This window comes from Geothrix sp. SG200, assembly GCF_022808935.1.
Taxonomy (GTDB): Bacteria; Acidobacteriota; Holophagae; order Holophagales; family Holophagaceae; genus Geothrix; species Geothrix alkalitolerans.
In genome coordinates, this window is sequence record NZ_JAKZFR010000001.1 from 212,345 (window position 1) to 228,564 (window position 16,220).

14 protein-coding genes are annotated in these 16,220 nt (G+C 70.3%); 4 read left to right on the plus strand and 10 right to left on the minus strand.

The window, feature by feature from the left end; genetic code table 11:
• Positions 1–56 precede the first annotated feature (56 nt).
• Entirely contained in the window at positions 57–1,040 is a 984-nt protein-coding gene (locus tag ML539_RS01005; RefSeq protein ID WP_279341459.1) for a bifunctional methionine sulfoxide reductase B/A protein, read from the minus strand.
• A gap of 192 nt (positions 1,041–1,232) precedes the next feature.
• Here ML539_RS01005 and ML539_RS01010 point away from each other — a divergent pair, with 192 nt between their 5' ends.
• Positions 1,233–1,898: a hydroxyacylglutathione hydrolase family protein gene (locus tag ML539_RS01010; protein ID WP_243319792.1), complete on the plus strand. Its 666-nt coding sequence runs from the start codon at positions 1,233–1,235 to the stop codon at positions 1,896–1,898.
• Positions 1,899–1,940: 42 nt separating this feature from the next.
• On the opposite strand, the gene ML539_RS01015 is transcribed toward ML539_RS01010, so the two are convergent.
• A complete protein-coding gene (locus ML539_RS01015) occupies positions 1,941–2,579 on the minus strand; it encodes a LysE family translocator (RefSeq protein ID WP_243319795.1) in 639 nt (212 codons plus the stop codon).
• 167 nt (positions 2,580–2,746) lie between these two features.
• Here ML539_RS01015 and ML539_RS01020 point away from each other — a divergent pair, with 167 nt between their 5' ends.
• A complete protein-coding gene (locus ML539_RS01020; protein ID WP_243319797.1) occupies positions 2,747–3,460 on the plus strand; it encodes a nitroreductase in 714 nt (237 codons plus the stop codon).
• A 4-nt stretch (positions 3,461–3,464) separates the two neighbouring features.
• On the opposite strand, the gene ML539_RS01025 is transcribed toward ML539_RS01020, so the two are convergent.
• Together ML539_RS01025 and ML539_RS01030 are read right to left on the minus strand one after the other, a co-directional pair.
• Complete coding sequence (locus tag ML539_RS01025; protein ID WP_243319798.1) at positions 3,465–3,698, minus strand: MoaD/ThiS family protein; 234 nt, start codon at positions 3,696–3,698, stop codon at positions 3,465–3,467.
• A gap of 1 nt (position 3,699) precedes the next feature.
• On the minus strand, positions 3,700–5,430 hold the full coding sequence (locus tag ML539_RS01030) for an aldehyde ferredoxin oxidoreductase C-terminal domain-containing protein (protein ID WP_243319800.1): 1,731 nt from the start codon (positions 5,428–5,430) through the stop codon (positions 3,700–3,702).
• A gap of 263 nt (positions 5,431–5,693) precedes the next feature.
• Here ML539_RS01030 and ML539_RS01035 point away from each other — a divergent pair, with 263 nt between their 5' ends.
• Positions 5,694–7,697 (plus strand): sigma-54-dependent Fis family transcriptional regulator, encoded by a 2,004-nt coding sequence (locus ML539_RS01035; RefSeq protein WP_243319802.1) that lies wholly within the window; start codon positions 5,694–5,696, stop codon positions 7,695–7,697.
• A gap of 25 nt (positions 7,698–7,722) precedes the next feature.
• On the opposite strand, the gene ML539_RS01040 is transcribed toward ML539_RS01035, so the two are convergent.
• Complete coding sequence (locus ML539_RS01040) at positions 7,723–8,634, minus strand: LysR substrate-binding domain-containing protein (protein WP_243319804.1); 912 nt, start codon at positions 8,632–8,634, stop codon at positions 7,723–7,725.
• A 74-nt stretch (positions 8,635–8,708) separates the two neighbouring features.
• Here ML539_RS01040 and ML539_RS01045 point away from each other — a divergent pair, with 74 nt between their 5' ends.
• Positions 8,709–9,956, plus strand: coding sequence for an MFS transporter (locus ML539_RS01045; RefSeq protein ID WP_243319806.1), 1,248 nt, complete (start codon positions 8,709–8,711; stop codon positions 9,954–9,956).
• Here the strand turns inward: ML539_RS01045 and ML539_RS01050 are convergent.
• From ML539_RS01050 to ML539_RS01070, 5 genes are all read right to left on the minus strand, one after another.
• Entirely contained in the window at positions 9,949–11,265 is a 1,317-nt protein-coding gene (locus tag ML539_RS01050; protein ID WP_243319808.1) for an FAD-dependent oxidoreductase, read from the minus strand. The two genes, ML539_RS01045 and ML539_RS01050, sit on opposite strands and share 8 nt — an antisense overlap.
• Positions 11,266–11,344: 79 nt before the next feature.
• Complete coding sequence (locus tag ML539_RS01055) at positions 11,345–13,987, minus strand: M1 family metallopeptidase (protein WP_243319810.1); 2,643 nt, start codon at positions 13,985–13,987, stop codon at positions 11,345–11,347.
• A 145-nt stretch (positions 13,988–14,132) separates the two neighbouring features.
• Positions 14,133–14,873 carry a response regulator transcription factor gene (locus ML539_RS01060; protein WP_243319812.1) on the minus strand — a complete coding sequence of 247 codons (741 nt, stop codon included), beginning with the start codon at positions 14,871–14,873 and terminating at the stop codon, positions 14,133–14,135.
• The gene (locus tag ML539_RS15625; RefSeq protein ID WP_243319814.1) at positions 14,845–15,933 is read right to left on the minus strand and encodes a histidine kinase; all 1,089 of its coding nucleotides are present in this window, start codon (positions 15,931–15,933) and stop codon (positions 14,845–14,847) included. Before ML539_RS15625 ends, ML539_RS01060 begins: the two co-directional genes overlap by 29 nt.
• A gap of 25 nt (positions 15,934–15,958) precedes the next feature.
• Positions 15,959–16,117, minus strand: a complete 159-nt coding sequence (locus ML539_RS01070) for a hypothetical protein (RefSeq protein WP_243319816.1) — start codon at positions 16,115–16,117, stop codon at positions 15,959–15,961.
• Between the last annotated feature and the right edge of the window lie 103 nt (positions 16,118–16,220).

Genomic DNA, 16,220 nt, shown 5'->3' on the forward strand with positions numbered 1-16,220 from the left:
GTTCTCCAGGATCCGTCCGGACCGGGAAGGTCCGGTTGGATAAGGATGCCATGCGCCTAGTCACGCACGTAGTGGCAGGTGTAGCCGCCCGGGTGCTTGATCAGGTAGTCCTGGTGGTATTCCTCGGCCTTCCACCACGGGCCGGCGGGCGTGATCTCCGTGACGACGGGGCGCTTCCACTTGCCGCTGGCGTCCACCTCGGCCTTCACCCGCTCGGCGGTCTGCCGCTGGGCCTCGCTGTGATAGAAGATCGCGCTGCGGTACGAGGTGCCCACGTCGTTGCCCTGGCGGTTGAGCGTGGTGGGGTCGTGCATGCGGAAGAAGAAGCGCAGCAGCGCCTCGAAGGTGGTCTTCGTAGGGTCGAAGCGGATCTGGACGGCTTCGGCGTGGCCCTCGTGGTGCTCGTAGGTGGCGTTGGGCACCTTTCCGCCGGTGTAGCCCACCTCGATGGCGAGGACGCCGGGCTGCTTCCGCAGCAGGTCCTCCATGCCCCAGAAGCAGCCGCCGGCCAGGGTGGCGATCTCCTCGGCCGAACCCGTCTTCGGGGTGGGTGCGGCCTTGGCCGTCCGCCCGAATAGGGGCAGGAAGCGGCCGAGGCCCTCCTGCTCCAGGTCGTCCACGGGCACGAAGCGCAGGGAGGCGGAGTTGATGCAGTAGCGAAGGCCGCCCTTGTCGCGGGGACCGTCGTCGAACACATGGCCCAGGTGGGAGTCGGCGCCCTTGGACCGCACTTCCGTGCGGATCATGCCGTGGGAGGTGTCGCGGTTCTCCACCACCTCATCGGCGGCCAGGGGCTTCGAGAAGCTGGGCCAGCCGCACGCCGAGTCGAACTTGTCCTTGGAGGAGAAGAGCGGCTCGCCGCTCACCACGTCCACGTAGACCCCCTCCCGGTGGTCGTTCCAGAAGGCGTTCTGGAAGGGCGGCTCGGTGCCGGCTTCCTGGGTGACGTGGTACTGCATGGGCGTGAGCTTCTTCCTGAGCACGTCCTGGCTGGGCTTCTCGGGTGCGTTCACCTTCACCTCGCGATCAATCTGAGTCATCTGCCCGAATGCCGGCTCGTGGCGGGGAAGAGCCAGCGCCGCCCCAGCGGCAAGCACCACCGTCCCGGCCATGGCCAGCCAAATCTTCCCGCTCGACATGGATGGCTCCTCCAGATGCAGAGTTGGATGCCGGCGGGGGGCCGGGCGTTCCGCCCGCGAAGGGCGTGGGGGACAATGGGGCCGGAGGCGCCCATGCGGTTCATCTTCGAGCAGATCAAGGTGGGCGGGGACCGCAACTTCGGCTATCTCCTGGGCGATCGGGAAGCCGGTGAGGGCGTCCTGGTGGATCCGTCCTACGACCCCGGCGCCCTGGTGGCCCGGGCCACGGCCCAGGGACTGCGGATCACGGCCATCCTCAACACCCACGGGCACGCGGACCACAGCAACGGCAACGGCGGGGCCCAGGCGCTCACCGGGGCCCCCGTGCTCGGAGGCCCCGGCCATCCCGGCCCCCTGGACCGGGTGCTGAAGGACGGCGAGCGCGTCCCCTTCGGCGCCTGGCGCCTGGGCGTGTGGCACGTGCCCGGCCACTGCCCGGACCACCTGGCCTTCCTGACCGAGGGCCTGCCCGGCGACCTGGCGGCAGGGCTCACCGGCGACCTCCTCTTCGTGGGGAAGGTGGGCGGCACACCGGACGACCGGGACGCCCGCACCGAGTGGGACAGCCTCCAGCGCCTGCTGCGCGAGTGGCCCGCCCACACGACGATCTGGCCTGGCCACGACTACGGCGCCCGGCCCAGCTCCACCTTGGCCTGGGAGCGCGAGGCCAACCCCTTCCTCCGCTGCCCCGACGTGGTGGCCTTCATCCGCCTCAAGGCGGAGTGGCCCGCCTTCAAGGCGATGTACGGGCTGCGCTGAGCGGCCAAGGCGAGAGGGACAGGCCGGCCAGGGCAGGCGCGGCTAGGCGGCGTGTCGCCGTTCCACCGCCAGGCGGATGGCCAATCCGGTGAGGACGAACCCCATGAAGTAGCGCTGCGCCGACAGCCAGAGCGGGTTGCGGCCGAACCAGGCTGCCAGCCGGGCGGCGGAGAGCGCGATGGCGAGGTTGACCGAGAAGCTGACGGCGATCTGTGTAAGGCCCAGGGTGATGCTCTGCGTGAAGATGGAGCCATGCGCCGCAGAGACGAACTGGGGGAACACCGAGAGATAGAACATGGCGATTTTGGGGTTCAGCAGGTTCGTGAGGAATCCCATGGCGAACAGCCGGGAAGGTGGATCCGCCGGCAGGGACTTGGCCTCGAAGGGGGAGCGGGCTCCGGGGCGGACCGCCTGCCAGGACAGCCACAGGAGGTAGGCCGCGCCAGCCCACTTGAGCACCTCGTAGGCCAGCGGGACGGCCAGGAAGAGCGTCGTCAGCCCCACGGCGGCGGAGAACATGTGGACCAGGAAGCCCGCGATGACCCCAAGAAGGGAGATGACCCCCGCCTTGCGGCCCTGGCAGATCGAGCGTGAGATCAGGTAGATCATGTTGGGCCCAGGGCTGAGCACCATGAGCAGCGCGGCACCGGCGAACAGGACGAGCTCTTTGGGAGGGACCAATCGACGCTCCTGGAGGATGGGACGGACAGAACCGATTGATGTTGATTGTATATACAGGCGAATGCCTGGCCAGGAATCGGATCGAGGATGATGTAGTGGAGGGATCGGCGTTCGAGCCGCACGAGCCCCACCCGCGCCGCCGGACGCTTCCCAGAAGGATCAATCCCGTGAACCTGTTCGACGAACCCAGTGAGGTCCACACCGCCGCGGTCGATGCCGCCATCACCAGCCGCCGCTCCATCCGCGCCTTCCTTCCCACGCCCGTGCCCCGGGCCCTGGTGGAGGACATCCTGCGCGTGGCGTCCCGGGCGCCTTCGGGCACCAACATCCAGCCTTGGCAGGTCCACGTGCTGACGGGCGCGGCCAAGCAGCGCCTTTCCGCACGCATCCTCGCCATCTACGGGGATCCCGCCGAGCGGGCGAAGCACGAGCACGAATACGAGTACTACCCGAAGGAGTGGGCCTCGCCCTACCTCGACCGGCGGCGCAAGGTGGGCTGGGACCTCTATGGCCTCCTCGGCATCGAGAAGACCGACAAGGCCCGCATGCACGAGCAGCACGGCCGCAACTACCGGTTCTTCGACGCGCCCGTGGGCCTGATCTTCAGCATCGACCGGATCATGCAGGTGGGCAGCTGGCTGGACTACGGCATGTTCCTCCAGAGCGTGATGGTCGCCGCCCGGGCCCGGGGCCTGCACACCTGCCCCCAGGCGGCCTTCACCCAGTTCCACCGCGTCATCGCCGAGGAGCTGGCCTTCCGGCCCGACCAGATGCTGGTCTGCGGCATGGCGCTCGGCTACGCCGACCCGGAGGCCGTGGAGAACCGCCTGGAGACCGAGCGTGCCCCGGTCTCCGAGTTCGCGCGGTTCCTGGAGGACTAGGCCCTCAGCCCCCGCCCACCAGGGGGAAGAGGGCCAGGGTGTCGCGCTCGCTCAAGGGATGGTCCAGGGGCGCGTGCTGGCCGTTCACCATGACGATGCCCATCTCGCCCAGGCGGAAGCCCAGCCCGAGGATGACGTCGCGGCAGGCTGTGCCCGGCGGGAACTGGTGGTCGGCCTCCTTGAACCGGCCATGGCGGAAGTGGGCGAAGAGCTTGATGGTGACGGTGATCGGCGCCACCTCAGAAATCCCAGAAGGCGTCGATCTCCTCGTTCGTGAAGTCCCACACGGCCTGGTGGGGCGACACGGGGTCCGAGCAGAAGAACTCCGGCAGGCGGTCATCGGCGCTGGTCAGGCCGGCCGCCAGGTTGAAGGCGCGCTCGAGCTTCAACACGGACTTGCCCAGGCCCGTGACGTCCTCGCCAGTCAGCTTCGCGCCGAAGCGGGCGTTGATCATGCCGATCAGGGCCGGCAGGCACTCGGGGATGTCCAGGGCCGGGAAGGCGATGAAGATGCACATGCCCGTGGAATCCACGGCGGCGGTGGCGATCTGGAGGTTCCGGGAGAGCTCGACCTGCCCTTCCTTCTTCAGCGGGTCCACCTGGCCGCCCACGTTGAGGATGTTGGTGGCGATGGTGTAGCCCGCGGTGTGGTCCGCGCCCATGGGGCTGGTGCAGTAGGTGATGCCGATGCCCTTGACCGAGCGGGGGTCGTAGGCCGGGATGGCCTGGTTCTTCACCACGGGCACCCGGGTGACGCCGTAGGTGCGGCCCACGGCGCCCGCGCCGGAGCCGATCACGCGGCCCAGGGCCGTGCCCTTGCCGACCTCCTCGCGCAGGATGCGGACCACTTCCTTGCCGTCGCCCCAGGGGAGGATGCCCGCCTCCATGGCCACGCCGAAGGCCACGGCGGTCTCGATGGAGTCGAGGCCGAGGTCGTCCATGACGCTGTCCGCCAGGGCGATGTCGTCCAGCTCCTTGATGAGGCAGTTGGCGCCCAGGCCCCAGATGGTCTCGTACTCGAAGCCGGAGGTCAGGTACTGGCCTTCCTTGTCGTGGTAGACCTGCGAGCACTGGATGACGCAGCCCGCGTGGCAGCCGTGCCGGGGCTTGCCCCCGCGGGCCACGATGGTGTCGTGCATGGTCTCGCCGCAGATCTGCTCGTGCCCGTCGAACTGCCCGTGGGTGAAGTTGCGGGTGGGCAGGCCGCCGGCCTCGTGGAGGATGTTGACCAGCACGTTCGTGCCGTAGGTGGGGAGGCCCTGGCCGCTCACGGGATGGTCCATGAGGGCCTTCGTGAAGACGCAGGAGGCAGCCTTGAAGGCCTCGGGATCCGCGATCTGGATGCCGGGAGCGCCCTCGTCGTCGATGGCGATGAACTTGATGCGCTTGGAGCCCATGACGGCGCCGAGGCCGCCGCGGCCGTGGCTGCGGATCTTGCCCGAGGGATCCTTCACCGAGATGTTCGCCGAGGTGAGCTTCATCTCGCCCGCGGGGCCGATGGCGATCACGCCGGTCTTCTTGCCCAGCAGCGCCTGGAGGGCGTCGATGACGGCGAAGTTGCCCAGGCCCAGGAGCCCGCGCTCCTCCTCGATGGTGACACCGTCCTTGCCGACCTTGAGCGCGTACCAGCCCTCGCCCGGGGGCACGCCTTCGACGATGAGGGCCTTGATGCCGAGCCGGGCGAACATCTGGGCCGCCGTGCCGCCCACGTTGCTCTCCTTGATGCCCCCCGTCAGCGGGCTCTTGGCGCCGGCGGAGAGCCGGCCCGAGTTGGAGGCCGCCGTGCCCGACAGCAGGCCGGGCGCGAAGACCAGCTTGTTGTGGGGCCCGAGGGCGTGGCAGGCGGGCGGGACCTCCTTCGCCACGATGGTCGACGTGAGGGCCCGGCCCCCCAGGCCGGCCCACTCGGCGGGCGTCTCCTCGACCCGGGTGGTCAAGTCGGTCATGTTCACGCGCAGGATCTTGTCCATGGTGGATTCCCCTTGAGGGTTCGGGTTGATTCCCGACCAAGGCAGGAGGTGTGCCGGGAGCCCGAGGCCGGAAGTCATTCACGACATGGACATCCACGAAGCTCGGCCCTCCTGGGCGAAGATGGGAAAAAAGACGAGCCGGGTTCCCCTGGGGCCCTCGCCTGCCTTTGTGCTGAAACGTTACTTATTGATCTTTTATGTATCGAATTGCTACGATACTGGAACAGTTCGGCGCGGTTCCGGGACCGGCCTCTGGAGGGGCCATGGCACAGAAGGAGGGAGAGGCCACGGAGCGCTGGGCGGTCTGGGATCGCTTCATCCGGGAGGGGGTCCTCGAGCCCGGCACGCTGGGGCCCGAGCTGGAGGCCTCCTGGCGCCGCTGCAAGGCCGCGGGCGTGGACCCGCTGGCGGAGCGCTCCACGAGGGTGCTGGGGTCCGCTGAGTTCGCGGCGCTGGCGGAGCGGAAGCAGGACCTGATCCGGGTCGCCAAGCCCTTCATGGAGAACCTGTACAGCCTGGTGGCGGGCTCCAGCTTCGTGGTGCTGCTCTTCGACGAGCAGGGCTACCTCCTGGAGGCCGTGGGCAACCCAGACCGCATCCTCGCCTCCCAGGACCTGAACCTGAACAAGGGGGCGCTCTGGGCCGAGGCCGAGGTGGGCACCAACGGGGCCGGCACGCCCCTGGTGCTGGGCCGCCCCTTCCAGGTCTCGGGCGCCGAGCACTACTGCCAGAAGCACCACCGGTGGACCTGCTCCGGGGCGCCCATCTTCGATCCCCGGGGGAAGACCATCGGCCTGCTGGACATGACCGGGCCCGTGGACGAGACGCACATCCACACGCTCGGGCTGGTGATGGCCGCGGTGGAGGCCATCCAGCACGAGCTGGAGGTGGGCCAGAAGAACCGGGAGCTGAGGCTGCTGAACAACCGGCTCTCCAGCATCATCCTCACGGTCACCGACGGGGTGCTGGTGCTGGACGTCGACGGCGTCCTTGATCAGATCAACCCCGTGGCGGAGCGGCTGCTGGGAGTCTCCAGCCAGCAGGCCGCCGGCAAGCGCATCACAGACCTGGTCCGGGACCTGGGACCCATCCGCGAGCTGCTGGCCTGGGGCCGCGAGTTCCTGGACCGGGAGCTGGAGCTCGCCTCCGGAAAGGGCGCCCTCCAGTGCGTCGCCAGCGGCAAGCCCATCCTGGACGAGGGCGGCGTGGTCAAGGGGGCCGTGCTGTTCGTGAACCCCATCAACAAGATCAAGGGGCTCATCAACCGCTTCAGCGGAGCCCAGGCCACCTTCCGCTTCGAGGACATCCTGGGGCAGGGGGAGGTCCTGCAGCGCGCCGTCCAGCTGGGCCAGCTGGCTGCCGCCAACGAGAGCAACGTGCTGCTGACCGGGGAGAGCGGCACGGGCAAGGAGATGTTCGCCCACGCCATCCACAACCAGTCGGAGCGCCGGACGGGGCCCTTCGTGGCCATCAACTGCGGCGCCATCCCCCGGGAGCTCATCGCCAGCGAGCTGTTCGGCTACCAGGACGGGGCCTTCACGGGCGCGGCCCGGGGCGGGCGCCCGGGGAAGTTCGAGCTGGCCAGCGGAGGCACCCTCTTCCTGGACGAGATCGGGGACATGCCCCTGGAGCAGCAGATCGCCCTGCTCCGCGTGCTCCAGGACCGGACCATCACCCGCCTGGGCGGCGACCGGCCCTTCGTGGTGGACGTGCGGATCATCTGCGCCACGCACAAGGACCTACGGGAGGAGATCCGCAAGGGGACCTTCCGCCAGGACCTCTACTACCGGCTCAACGTCTCCATGATCAAGCTCCCGCCTCTGCGGGAGCATCCCGAGGACATCCCGGAGCTGCTGGAGGCCTTCCTCCACAAGTTCGCCGCCCGCAAAGGGGCCGCCAACCTCCGCATCGATCCCGGCGTGAGCGGCGCCCTCCAGGGCTATGCCTGGCCCGGCAACATCCGCGAGTTCCAGAACGTGGTCGAGCGCATGGTCCACGCCGTCCGGGGCGCGGTACTCCTCCCGGAGGGCGTCCCCGACGAGATTCTCCGCCCCCCGGAACCCCCGGCCTCCATCTCAGGCCCCGCGGCGCCGGGCCCGTTCCGCGCCTCGGGCTCCGCCAGCCTCCGGGACCAGCTGCTGGAGGAGGAGCGGGAGCAGATCCAGGCCTGCCTACGCGCCTGGAAGGGGAACATGAGCCAGGCGGCCCGGGAGCTGGGGATGGCCCGGAACACCCTCTACCGGAAGGTGCAGAAGCTGGGCATCTGATCGGCCTATCGCCCGCCGGCCATCATCAGGGGCCGGATCTCGGCAAGGCCCGTCCTGACGTGGCTTCCTTCAGCACCGCCAGGAAGGCGGCCAGGAGGGGGGAGGCGTCGCCCTGCCGGTAGGCCGCGGCGACTTCGATCTGCACCTGGGGCGGCGCCAGGGGCACGTAGGCCACGCCCGCGTGCGAGAGGCGGCGCACGGCGCGGGGCATCAGGGACACGCCGTAGCCGGCGGCCACGAAGCCCACCACGGTCTGGATCTCCTTGGCCTCCTGGGCGATGTGGGGCGTGAAGCCGGCGGCGAGGCAGGCGCCCATCACCAGGTCCAGGATCCCCAGGCCGTGGCTGCGGGGGATCATGATGAACGGATCGCCGGCCAGGGCGGCCAGGGGGATGCGCGGCCGGCCCGCCAGGCGGTGGTCGGCCGGGAGCACCGCCACCAGGGGTTCCCGCAGGACCGTGGTGGTGGCGAGGCCCGGCTCGTGGATGGGCGGGCGCAGCAGGCCCACCCGGATTCGGTCCTCCCGAAGCGCCGCCACCTGCTCGCCGCTGCTCAGCTCGTGGAGGGTGATGGCCACGTCAGGATGGCGCTCGCGGTAGGCCCGGAGGATGCGCGGAAGCGTGTCCTCGTAGGAGGCGGAGCTCACCAGGCCGATGGCGATCTCGCCCACCTCGCCCCGGGCGGCGCGCTGGACCTGGAGCACGGCGTGGTCCACCCGGGCGAGGATCTCCTGCGCCGAGCCCAGGAACTGCCGGCCGGGCTCGGTCAGCTCGACGTGGCGCCGGGTTCGGACGAACAGCGGGACGCCGATCTCCTGCTCCAGCTGCTTGATCTGCTGGCTCAGGGGGGGCTGGGCCATGTGAAGGCGGGCGGCGGCCCGGCTGAAGTGCAGCTCCTCGGCGACGAGGGTGAAGTAGCGGAGCAGGCGGAGTTCCATTGATATCTCCTGAATATCAGATAGCACTCCAATAGATATTTTTCATCGGATATGAAGGTTCCGACCATGGAGCCATGCGCGAAGGTGATCTATCCCCGACCCCTGTTTCCGGCTCAGACTCCCGGGGGGCGGAGGGCCGCCGCACCCTGGCCGTGGCCTTCGCGGGTTTCTGCGCCTTCCTGGGTCTCTACGCCACCCAGCCCCTGCTGCCGATGCTGGAGCGGCTCTTCCACGCCAGCAAGGCGGCCGTGGGCCTGACGCTCACGAGTTCCACCCTGGGCGTGGCGATCGCGGCGCCCCTGGTGGGGTCCGTGGCCGACCGGCTGGGCCGGAAGCGGGTGATCGTCTTCTCCGCCAGCCTGCTGGCGCTGGTGACCCTGCTGAACGCCACGGCGACGGGCCTCCCCGCCCTGGTCTTCTGGCGCTTCCTGCAGGGGCTCTTCACGCCGGGCGTCTTCGCGGTGACGGTGGCCTACGTGCAGGAGGAGTGGGCTGGAGGAGGGGTGGGACGGGCCATGGCCACCTACGTCACCGGCACCGTCATCGGCGGCTTCACAGGGCGCATGACCACCGGGCTCATCGTGTCCCGCTGGCACTGGTCCTGGGCCTTCCTCGCCATCGGGATCATGGGCGTGGTCTCGGCCTTCCTCCTCCAGGCCTGGCTCCCCGAAGAGCGGAGGTTCACCGGCCGGGTCCAGGGCGAATCACCGTGGGCGGGCGCGCTCGCGCACCTCCGCAACCCCCGCCTCCAGGCGACCTTCGCCGTGGGCTTCGGCGTCCTGTTCTCGCTCATCGCCTGCTTCTCCTACGTGACCTTCCACCTGGCGGGGGCGCCCTTCCACCTGAGCCCCGTGGCCATCGGGCTCCTGTTCGTCACCTACCTCGTCGGCGCGGTCATCACGCCTTCCGCGGGTCGCATCATCGACCACTACGGCCACCGGACGGCCATGGTGCTGGCCATGGGCACGGGCATCGCCGGCATGCTGCTCACCATGATCCCGAACCTCTGGGCCGTGGTGGCGGGCCTGGCCCTCAGCTGCACGGGCGTGTTCGTGGCCCAGGCGGCCACCACCAGCTACATCGGAGTGGCGGCGCGCCAGGACAAGGCCCTGGCGGTGGGGATCTACGTCACCTGCTACTACATCGGCGGCTCCCTCGGCGGCGAGCTGCCGGCCTACCTCTGGCGCTTCGGCGGCTGGTCCGCCTGCGTGGCGCTGGTCATCCTCGTCCAGCTCCTGACCATCGCCATCACCCTCGCCGGCTGCACCGACCCCGCGAAGGAGGCCGGCCCGGCTCTCGAGCCCCTGACCGAGTTCAAGTGAGTCCAACCCTGGGCAGCGCGCTGGCCCAGACCTCCACGCCCTCCGCCAGATGAGGGATCCCAGGTCCGAAGCGGGCCGCGCCAAGCCAGTGGAGGCCCGGCGGAACCCCCTGGAGCACCCGCGCCACCCGGGCGCCGTGGCCCGGCTCCAGCAGGGGGAAGGCGCCGGGGCAGGCTTCCTCCCGCACCTGCACCGCCTCGTCCAGCTCCGGCAGCCAGCGGCGCAGTTCCCGGAAGACGCCCGGCCAGGCCGCCAGCGCCGGGTCCACGGGATAGGCGCCGCCCACATAGGCGCACAGTTGGAGCAGGCCCGGCACGCCCCGGGGGTCGTCCGCCGCGAAGGACACGGCGCCCAGCAACCCCCGGCCCTCCGGCGGATGCACCAGCAGGCCGAGGCCCCGCTCCCAGCCCCGCACCAGGGGATGGCGGCTGTGCCAGACGCGGAGATCCAGGTGGGGGATGGCCGCCAGCTCCGCGGCCACTCCGGGGGCGAAGGGTCGCAGGAGTCCTGCGGCTGCGGGCGCCGGCAGGGCCAGGACCACCGCTCCGGCCTCCACATGGGGGCCGTTGCCGTGGATCCGCCACTGGCCGTCGGGCAGAGGCTCCAAGGCCATGGCCGCCCGGCCCGTGGACACCCCGCCAAGCCGCTCCGCCAGTGCCTGCGCCAGCGCGCCGGTACCGCCCACGGGCTGGCGCGTGCGCTCGAGGCCCGTTCGAAGTCCGCCCAGGACCAGGCCGCCATGCGCCTCCAGGCGCTTCAGGCGCGGCGCGGCCTCCAGGCCCAGGCGCTCCGGCGGAGCCGCCAGCACCCCGGCCACCAAGGCCGGCAGCAGCTCCCGGGCGAAGCCCTCCCCCAGCCGCCGGGCGAAGAACGCGTGGAGGGTCTCCTCAGGCCTGGATCCTGCCGGGATGAAGGGTTCCGCCAGCATCCGCAGCTTCCCGCCGAGACCCAGGCCCGGCGCGCGCAGCACTCCCGCCAGCGAGGCCGGCCCGGGATGCCGGCGCCCCGCCTTGCCCAGCCAGCGGGGACCCCTGGGCCGGGAGGGACGCAGCTCGATGGCCAGCGCACGCAGCAGGCGGTCCAGCGCGCCGCCGCGACCCACGAGCAGGCCCTGGGGTCCGCGCTCCAGCCAGCCCGGCTCGCCCGCCGGCCCCGGCCAGGGCAGGGTCTGCGCCCATCCGCCCAGCGCCGCGGAGGCCTCCCAGACCGTCGGGTTGTAGCCCTGTTGGCGCAGATGCCACCCCGCCAGCAGGCCGGTGATTCCGCCCCCCAGGACGACGACCTGCGCGCGCTCCCCGTTCCCGTCCACACCGCTCCGATGTCCGCCCTCCCATCGCGGGGAACCGGCGCCTGGGGCCAGGATACAGCGGGGGGATTCCTTCCCGAGGCTAGGAACGTCCCTTCCCGCGGAGGAACCGGGTGCTGGCCTCCAGGTCCCGCCGACCCCGGGTCTGATGAACCTCCATGGATTCCAGGGCGCGGGTCAGGGCCAGGGGGCCGCCGTCGAAGGGCTGGACCCGGGGCCGGAGGAAGGCCTCGAAGGACTCGCGGCTCACGGTGTCCCACAGGGCCTCGCCCAGGCGCCCGACGAGACCGCAGAAATCGTCGCTGCGGAACAGCGGGGCCATCTCGTCGAAGTGCCGCTGGAGCCAGGCCCAGGCCACGGGGCGGGTCTCGGGGTCGGACAGGGCGCCATCCAGGATCAGCACGGACTCCCGGATGTCGAAGTCCTTCCGGAGCAGCAGGTCCAGCGCGGCGTTCACGAGGACGGGGGCGCGGAAGGCGCCGAGCCCTGCCATGAGCCGGGCGCGCTCCTGGCGATCCTGGGTCGCGCGGGCCTGCGCCACCATCCGGTCGAAGTAGGACCGGCCGGAGGCCCGGGCAGCAGTGGCGAGGATCGGGACCACCAGATCCGGGTCCACACCCTTCCTCGACTTCAGCCAGCGGGCCGCGAGGGTCTTCGCGTCCCGGGTAAGGGCGGGGTCCTGGCCTCGGAAGGCCACGAGGGGCACCAGGAGGGCCCGGAGGCGCCGGGTCTCCACGTCCTCGCCCGGTCGCGGCGTCCAGCCCAGCGTCCGGGCCCGAGCCCCCCAGGTGGCGCGGAGGTACCATGCCAGCCGCAGCCGGTCGGCCGGGCCCAGGAGCCCGGCGGGGATGCGGGCGGCAAGGGCCAGGGACTGGGCCACGATGAGCCGGTCGGGATCCTGGGCCGCCGCCCCCGCGAGCCGCATCGTAGAGGGCAGGTCCAGGGCCCCCGTCTCACCCATGGCCTTCGCATCGTCCAGCAGCCGGAACCGTTCCTGGGCTGTCAGCGCCGAGGCCGGTGCCTGCAGGAGCGCCGTCAGCTGGTCCGCCTCGTAGGCCACCCGGTAGTAGCCCGAGCCGCCGGCGTTGAGCAGGATCCACTCGGGCCGCTGGCCGCTGGGGATGGGAAAGGTGGCCGACTTCTCCGTGAGCACCGCGTAGAAGGGCTCGGAGGTCCGGTCTGTCCGGATCCCCACGGGGATGGTCCAGACCGCCGGGGTCCTTGGCTCCGTGCCTGCAGACAGGAATCGCCTCTGGGTGAGCTCGAGGCTCCAGCCCCCGGGTGTCTGGACGCAGCGGCCCGTGAGGACCGGGACGCCGGGCTGGCCGATGAAGGTCTCGAACACCGCTCTGGCCGGGGCGCTGGCCCCGTCCTGCACGGCCTTGAGCCAGTCCTCGGAGGTGGCATTGCTCCACTGGTGCTGCTGGATGTAGGTCCGCACGATCCCCTGGAAGCGCTCGGGGCCCACCCATCGCTCCACCATGGACATGAGGGCGTTGCCCTTGAAGTAGGTGAGGTTGTTGTCGAAGGAGTTCTCGATGTTGTCCTTGGAGGCCACGGGCTGGCGAACCCGCTTGGCCGAGGGCAGGGCATCCGCGGCCATGGCGTTGGCCATGAGCTGGAGCCGGTTCGCGGGGACCCGCCAGGACGGCTCGAAGGCCTCCATCATCTTGGCGTCGATCCAGGTGGTCATGCCCTCGTTCAGCCAGGTGTCGTCCCACCAGGCCATGGTCACCACATCGCCGAACCAGTAGTGGCCCAGCTCATGCACGGCGATGGTGCTGTAGAACTCCTTCCGGGCCGGCGTCTCCTCGCCGGGCTTGATGAGCGTCAGGGGCTGGCCCAGGGCCACCAGCCCGGGGTGCTCCATGGTGCCCCAGTAGCGCGGGACCACGGCCACGTCGAGCTTCCCGAAGGGGTAGGGCATGCCGAAGAAATCCTCCAGCAGGCTCACCAGCCGCGGTGTGGCTTCCGCCGCGTAGCGGGTTTCCGCGCCGCGGCCCTTGGGAACCACGAACCGGAGCGGCGTGCCGTGGTGCCCGGCCGTGCCCGCGGGGATCACGTCGAAGGGACCGACTACCAGGGCCACAAGGTACGAAGGCAGGGGGCGGGACTCCGCGAACGTGATCCGCTTCATGCCGCCGGGCTCGGCGGTTTCCTCCGTGGCCGGGGCGTTGGCCAGCCCCACCTGGTCCTGGGGCACGTGGAGCACCAGGGTCCATGGGATCTTGAACCCGGGCTCATCGAAGCAGGGGAAGGCCCGCCGCGCGTCGATGGGCTCGAAGAAGGTGTAGGCGTACCAGTCGTCGCCCTCCTTCACCCGGTAGAGGCCCTGGCTGCGGGTGGAATCCAGCGCGCCCTCCCAGGCGAGCGTCAGCCGCGCAGGGCCAGACACCACGGGCGCCGCGAAGCGCAGGCCCACCACGTCCTCGTTTCCGGGGATCACCGTGGCGGTCTGGCTCGCGCCGCCCGCCGCGAGCTCCGCGCGCTGGAACCTGAGGCCCGTGGCGTGGATCCAGAGGGTCGCCGTGGGCTCCGAGATCGCCAGGTCGTACGTGGCGGTTCCCGTGAAGGACTCCCGCGAGGGGACGATGGTCAGCTCCAGCCGCCCCCGGAGCGGGCGCACGGAGGCCGGAAGGCGCAGCGTGGGGGGTGTGGCCTCCCCGCTCCAGAGGGCGGCCCCCATCGCGCAGAGCACCGTGCCGACGATCGCCTTGAGCCGCATGGGGAAACCTCCCGGTCCGGGGCCTGAGGGGCCCGGGATCCTGGGTTCGATTGGATCACGGGCGGGGTCGCGGGGGTATCCGCGCCGGGAGGGTGCGGGCGACGAGGCGCGTCTCGACCAGACACGGGCGGGTCCGGGCTCCCCGTCAGGTTCCCTCGCCCCGGATGCACTCCTTCGTCCGCGAGGTCATGGCCCGGCTGACGGTCAGCTCCACCTGGGGCGCCACCAGCACCTTGATGCGGCCCACCGTGGATGGGCGGATCCCCTTGACCATCTGGGGCCGCAGCAGCAGGTTCCGCTGGATGCGGAGCATGCCAGCTTCCGGGAAGGCCTGCTCCACTTCCGCCAGGGTGGACCATCGGGTCAGGTAGCGGTTCTGGCCCCGGCAGGCCCACACGCGGTCGCTCTCGAGCTCGAAATGCGTCACCAGCTCCAGGTCCATGTAGATCTCGCCGTCTCCAGCCCGGATGGGGAAGCGGACGGGAGGCGGCATGAGCGTCTTCAGCTCCGAAGGGCTGAGCCGCCGGACCAGGCGGTCGCGGAGGCGCTGCAGGCACTTGGCGAGGCGGTCCTCGAACACCGGCTTGAGCAGGTAGTCCACCGCGGCGAGCTCGAAGGCCCGCACGGCGTAATCGGAGAAGGCCGTCACGAACACCACCGGCGGGCAGTCCGGAACCTCGGCCAGCACCTCCAGCCCGTTGAGGCCGGGCATCTGGATGTCCAGGAAGATGACGTCCACCTCGGCCGGCTGCTTCAGCCACTGGAGCAACGCGACGCCGTCCCCGAGCTCATCCACGATCGTGCATTCGGCCTCCTGAAGGAGCCGCGAGAGGCGCTCCCTGGCCAGAGGCTCGTCATCAACTACCAGGGCCTTCAGAGGCTTCATGGGGCCATTCTACTTGGGTCGCCTCGAACTGGATGCAGGCGAGCGTGCCCTGGCCCGAAGGCCCTATGACGAGCTCGGCGCCGGAGCCGAAGTGCAGGGCGAGGCGCGAGCGCAGATTCTTCAGGCCGATGCCGCTTCCGTTCACCTGGCTCGGGAAAGGCCTGCCGGAGTTCCAGATCTCCAGCCGGACCGAGCCGTCCCGGGAGCGGGCCCGGATGATGATGTCGCCGCCCGGGATGCTCGGCGCGATCCCATGCTTGATGGCGTTCTCCACCAGGGGCTGGAGAAGGAGCGGCGGGATCTCGATGGAATCGAGCCCCTCGTCCCAGTCCCACAGGACCCTGAGCCGGGGCCCCAGCCGGATGGCCTCCAGGGCCAGGAAATCGGAGATGATCTTCCGCTCTTCGCCGAGGGGCAGGCGCATGTGCTCGGAGGCCCGCAGGATCCGGCGGAGCAGGTCCGACAGGTGCCGGATGGCGGTTTCGGCCGCCTTGGGATCCTTGTGGACCAGCTCCGCCAGGCCGTTGAGCGCGTTGAACAGCACATGGGGGTGGACCTGCCCCTGGAGCAGGCGGTTCTTGGCGACCTGCGCCTCGGCCTCGGAGGCCGCCCGCAGCTCCTCCGACCGGGCCCGTGACGCGGTGAGACCTCCGACGATCATCATAGCTGGCCCCACGAATGAGCTGTAGACGGCCGTGGCGCGGGCCATGTTGAACTGGTGGCCCGCTCGCGAGAGCAGCCACCCGTCGAAGATGGGCAGGAGGTAGGAGACGGATTCACAGGCGACCACCGAGGCGACGAACCCCACGGCGAACCTCCACGGGGAGGGAAGCCGGCGGGACAGGGTCCAGGGCAGGGGGGCCAGCCCTGCGAAGGCGGTAATGTGCGTGAAGGGCCCGGAGAGGAGGCTGGCCCAGAACCAGATGTTCCCGAGCCGGTGGGTGGTCTGGTAGCTGTACATGAGGACCGCCACCCAGAGGAGGTAGCAGACCAGGAGGACCCGCCAGTTCCGGGCCAACGGGAACAGCCGGACCCATGGCTTCGACGCATCCACCTCCACGGCAAGGGCTCCATGCAGGTCGCCCCTAGATCGTGAAGACCGTGGTGGTGAGGGTGGGCGCCCAGGGCTCATGAGCGGTCCTCTGGCCCTGGCCCTCGGCGGCGGCCTTCTGCCGGTTCAGCGTCTCGCTGACGCTGCTCGCCTGCTGGATGGATTCTTTGCGGAAGGAAAGGGTGGTGGTCATGGGAGCTCCCAGGTGGCGCCGCGCGGCGCGACCTCGTTTGTGAGCCCTTGCGGGAGCCCTTCCAACCGATTTCCATGAACGGTATGTAACCACGGCTCGAACC

What these genes read in the sequence shown, in the direction of transcription:
- ML539_RS01010 (WP_243319792.1), top strand. Translation starts at nt 1,233, where the DNA reads ATGCGGTTCATCTTCGAGCAGATCAAGGTGGGCGGGGACCGCAACTTC.
- ML539_RS01060 (WP_243319812.1), bottom strand. Translation starts at nt 14,873, where the DNA reads ATGAAGCCTCTGAAGGCCCTGGTAGTTGATGACGAGCCTCTGGCCAGG.
- ML539_RS01035 (WP_243319802.1), top strand. Translation starts at nt 5,694, where the DNA reads ATGGCACAGAAGGAGGGAGAGGCCACGGAGCGCTGGGCGGTCTGGGAT.
- ML539_RS01030 (WP_243319800.1), bottom strand. Translation starts at nt 5,430, where the DNA reads ATGGACAAGATCCTGCGCGTGAACATGACCGACTTGACCACCCGGGTC.
- ML539_RS01005 (WP_279341459.1), bottom strand. Translation starts at nt 1,040, where the DNA reads ATGACTCAGATTGATCGCGAGGTGAAGGTGAACGCACCCGAGAAGCCC.
- ML539_RS01045 (WP_243319806.1), top strand. Translation starts at nt 8,709, where the DNA reads ATGCGCGAAGGTGATCTATCCCCGACCCCTGTTTCCGGCTCAGACTCC.
- ML539_RS01040 (WP_243319804.1), bottom strand. Translation starts at nt 8,634, where the DNA reads ATGGAACTCCGCCTGCTCCGCTACTTCACCCTCGTCGCCGAGGAGCTG.
- ML539_RS01070 (WP_243319816.1), bottom strand. Translation starts at nt 16,117, where the DNA reads ATGACCACCACCCTTTCCTTCCGCAAAGAATCCATCCAGCAGGCGAGC.
- ML539_RS01055 (WP_243319810.1), bottom strand. Translation starts at nt 13,987, where the DNA reads ATGCGGCTCAAGGCGATCGTCGGCACGGTGCTCTGCGCGATGGGGGCC.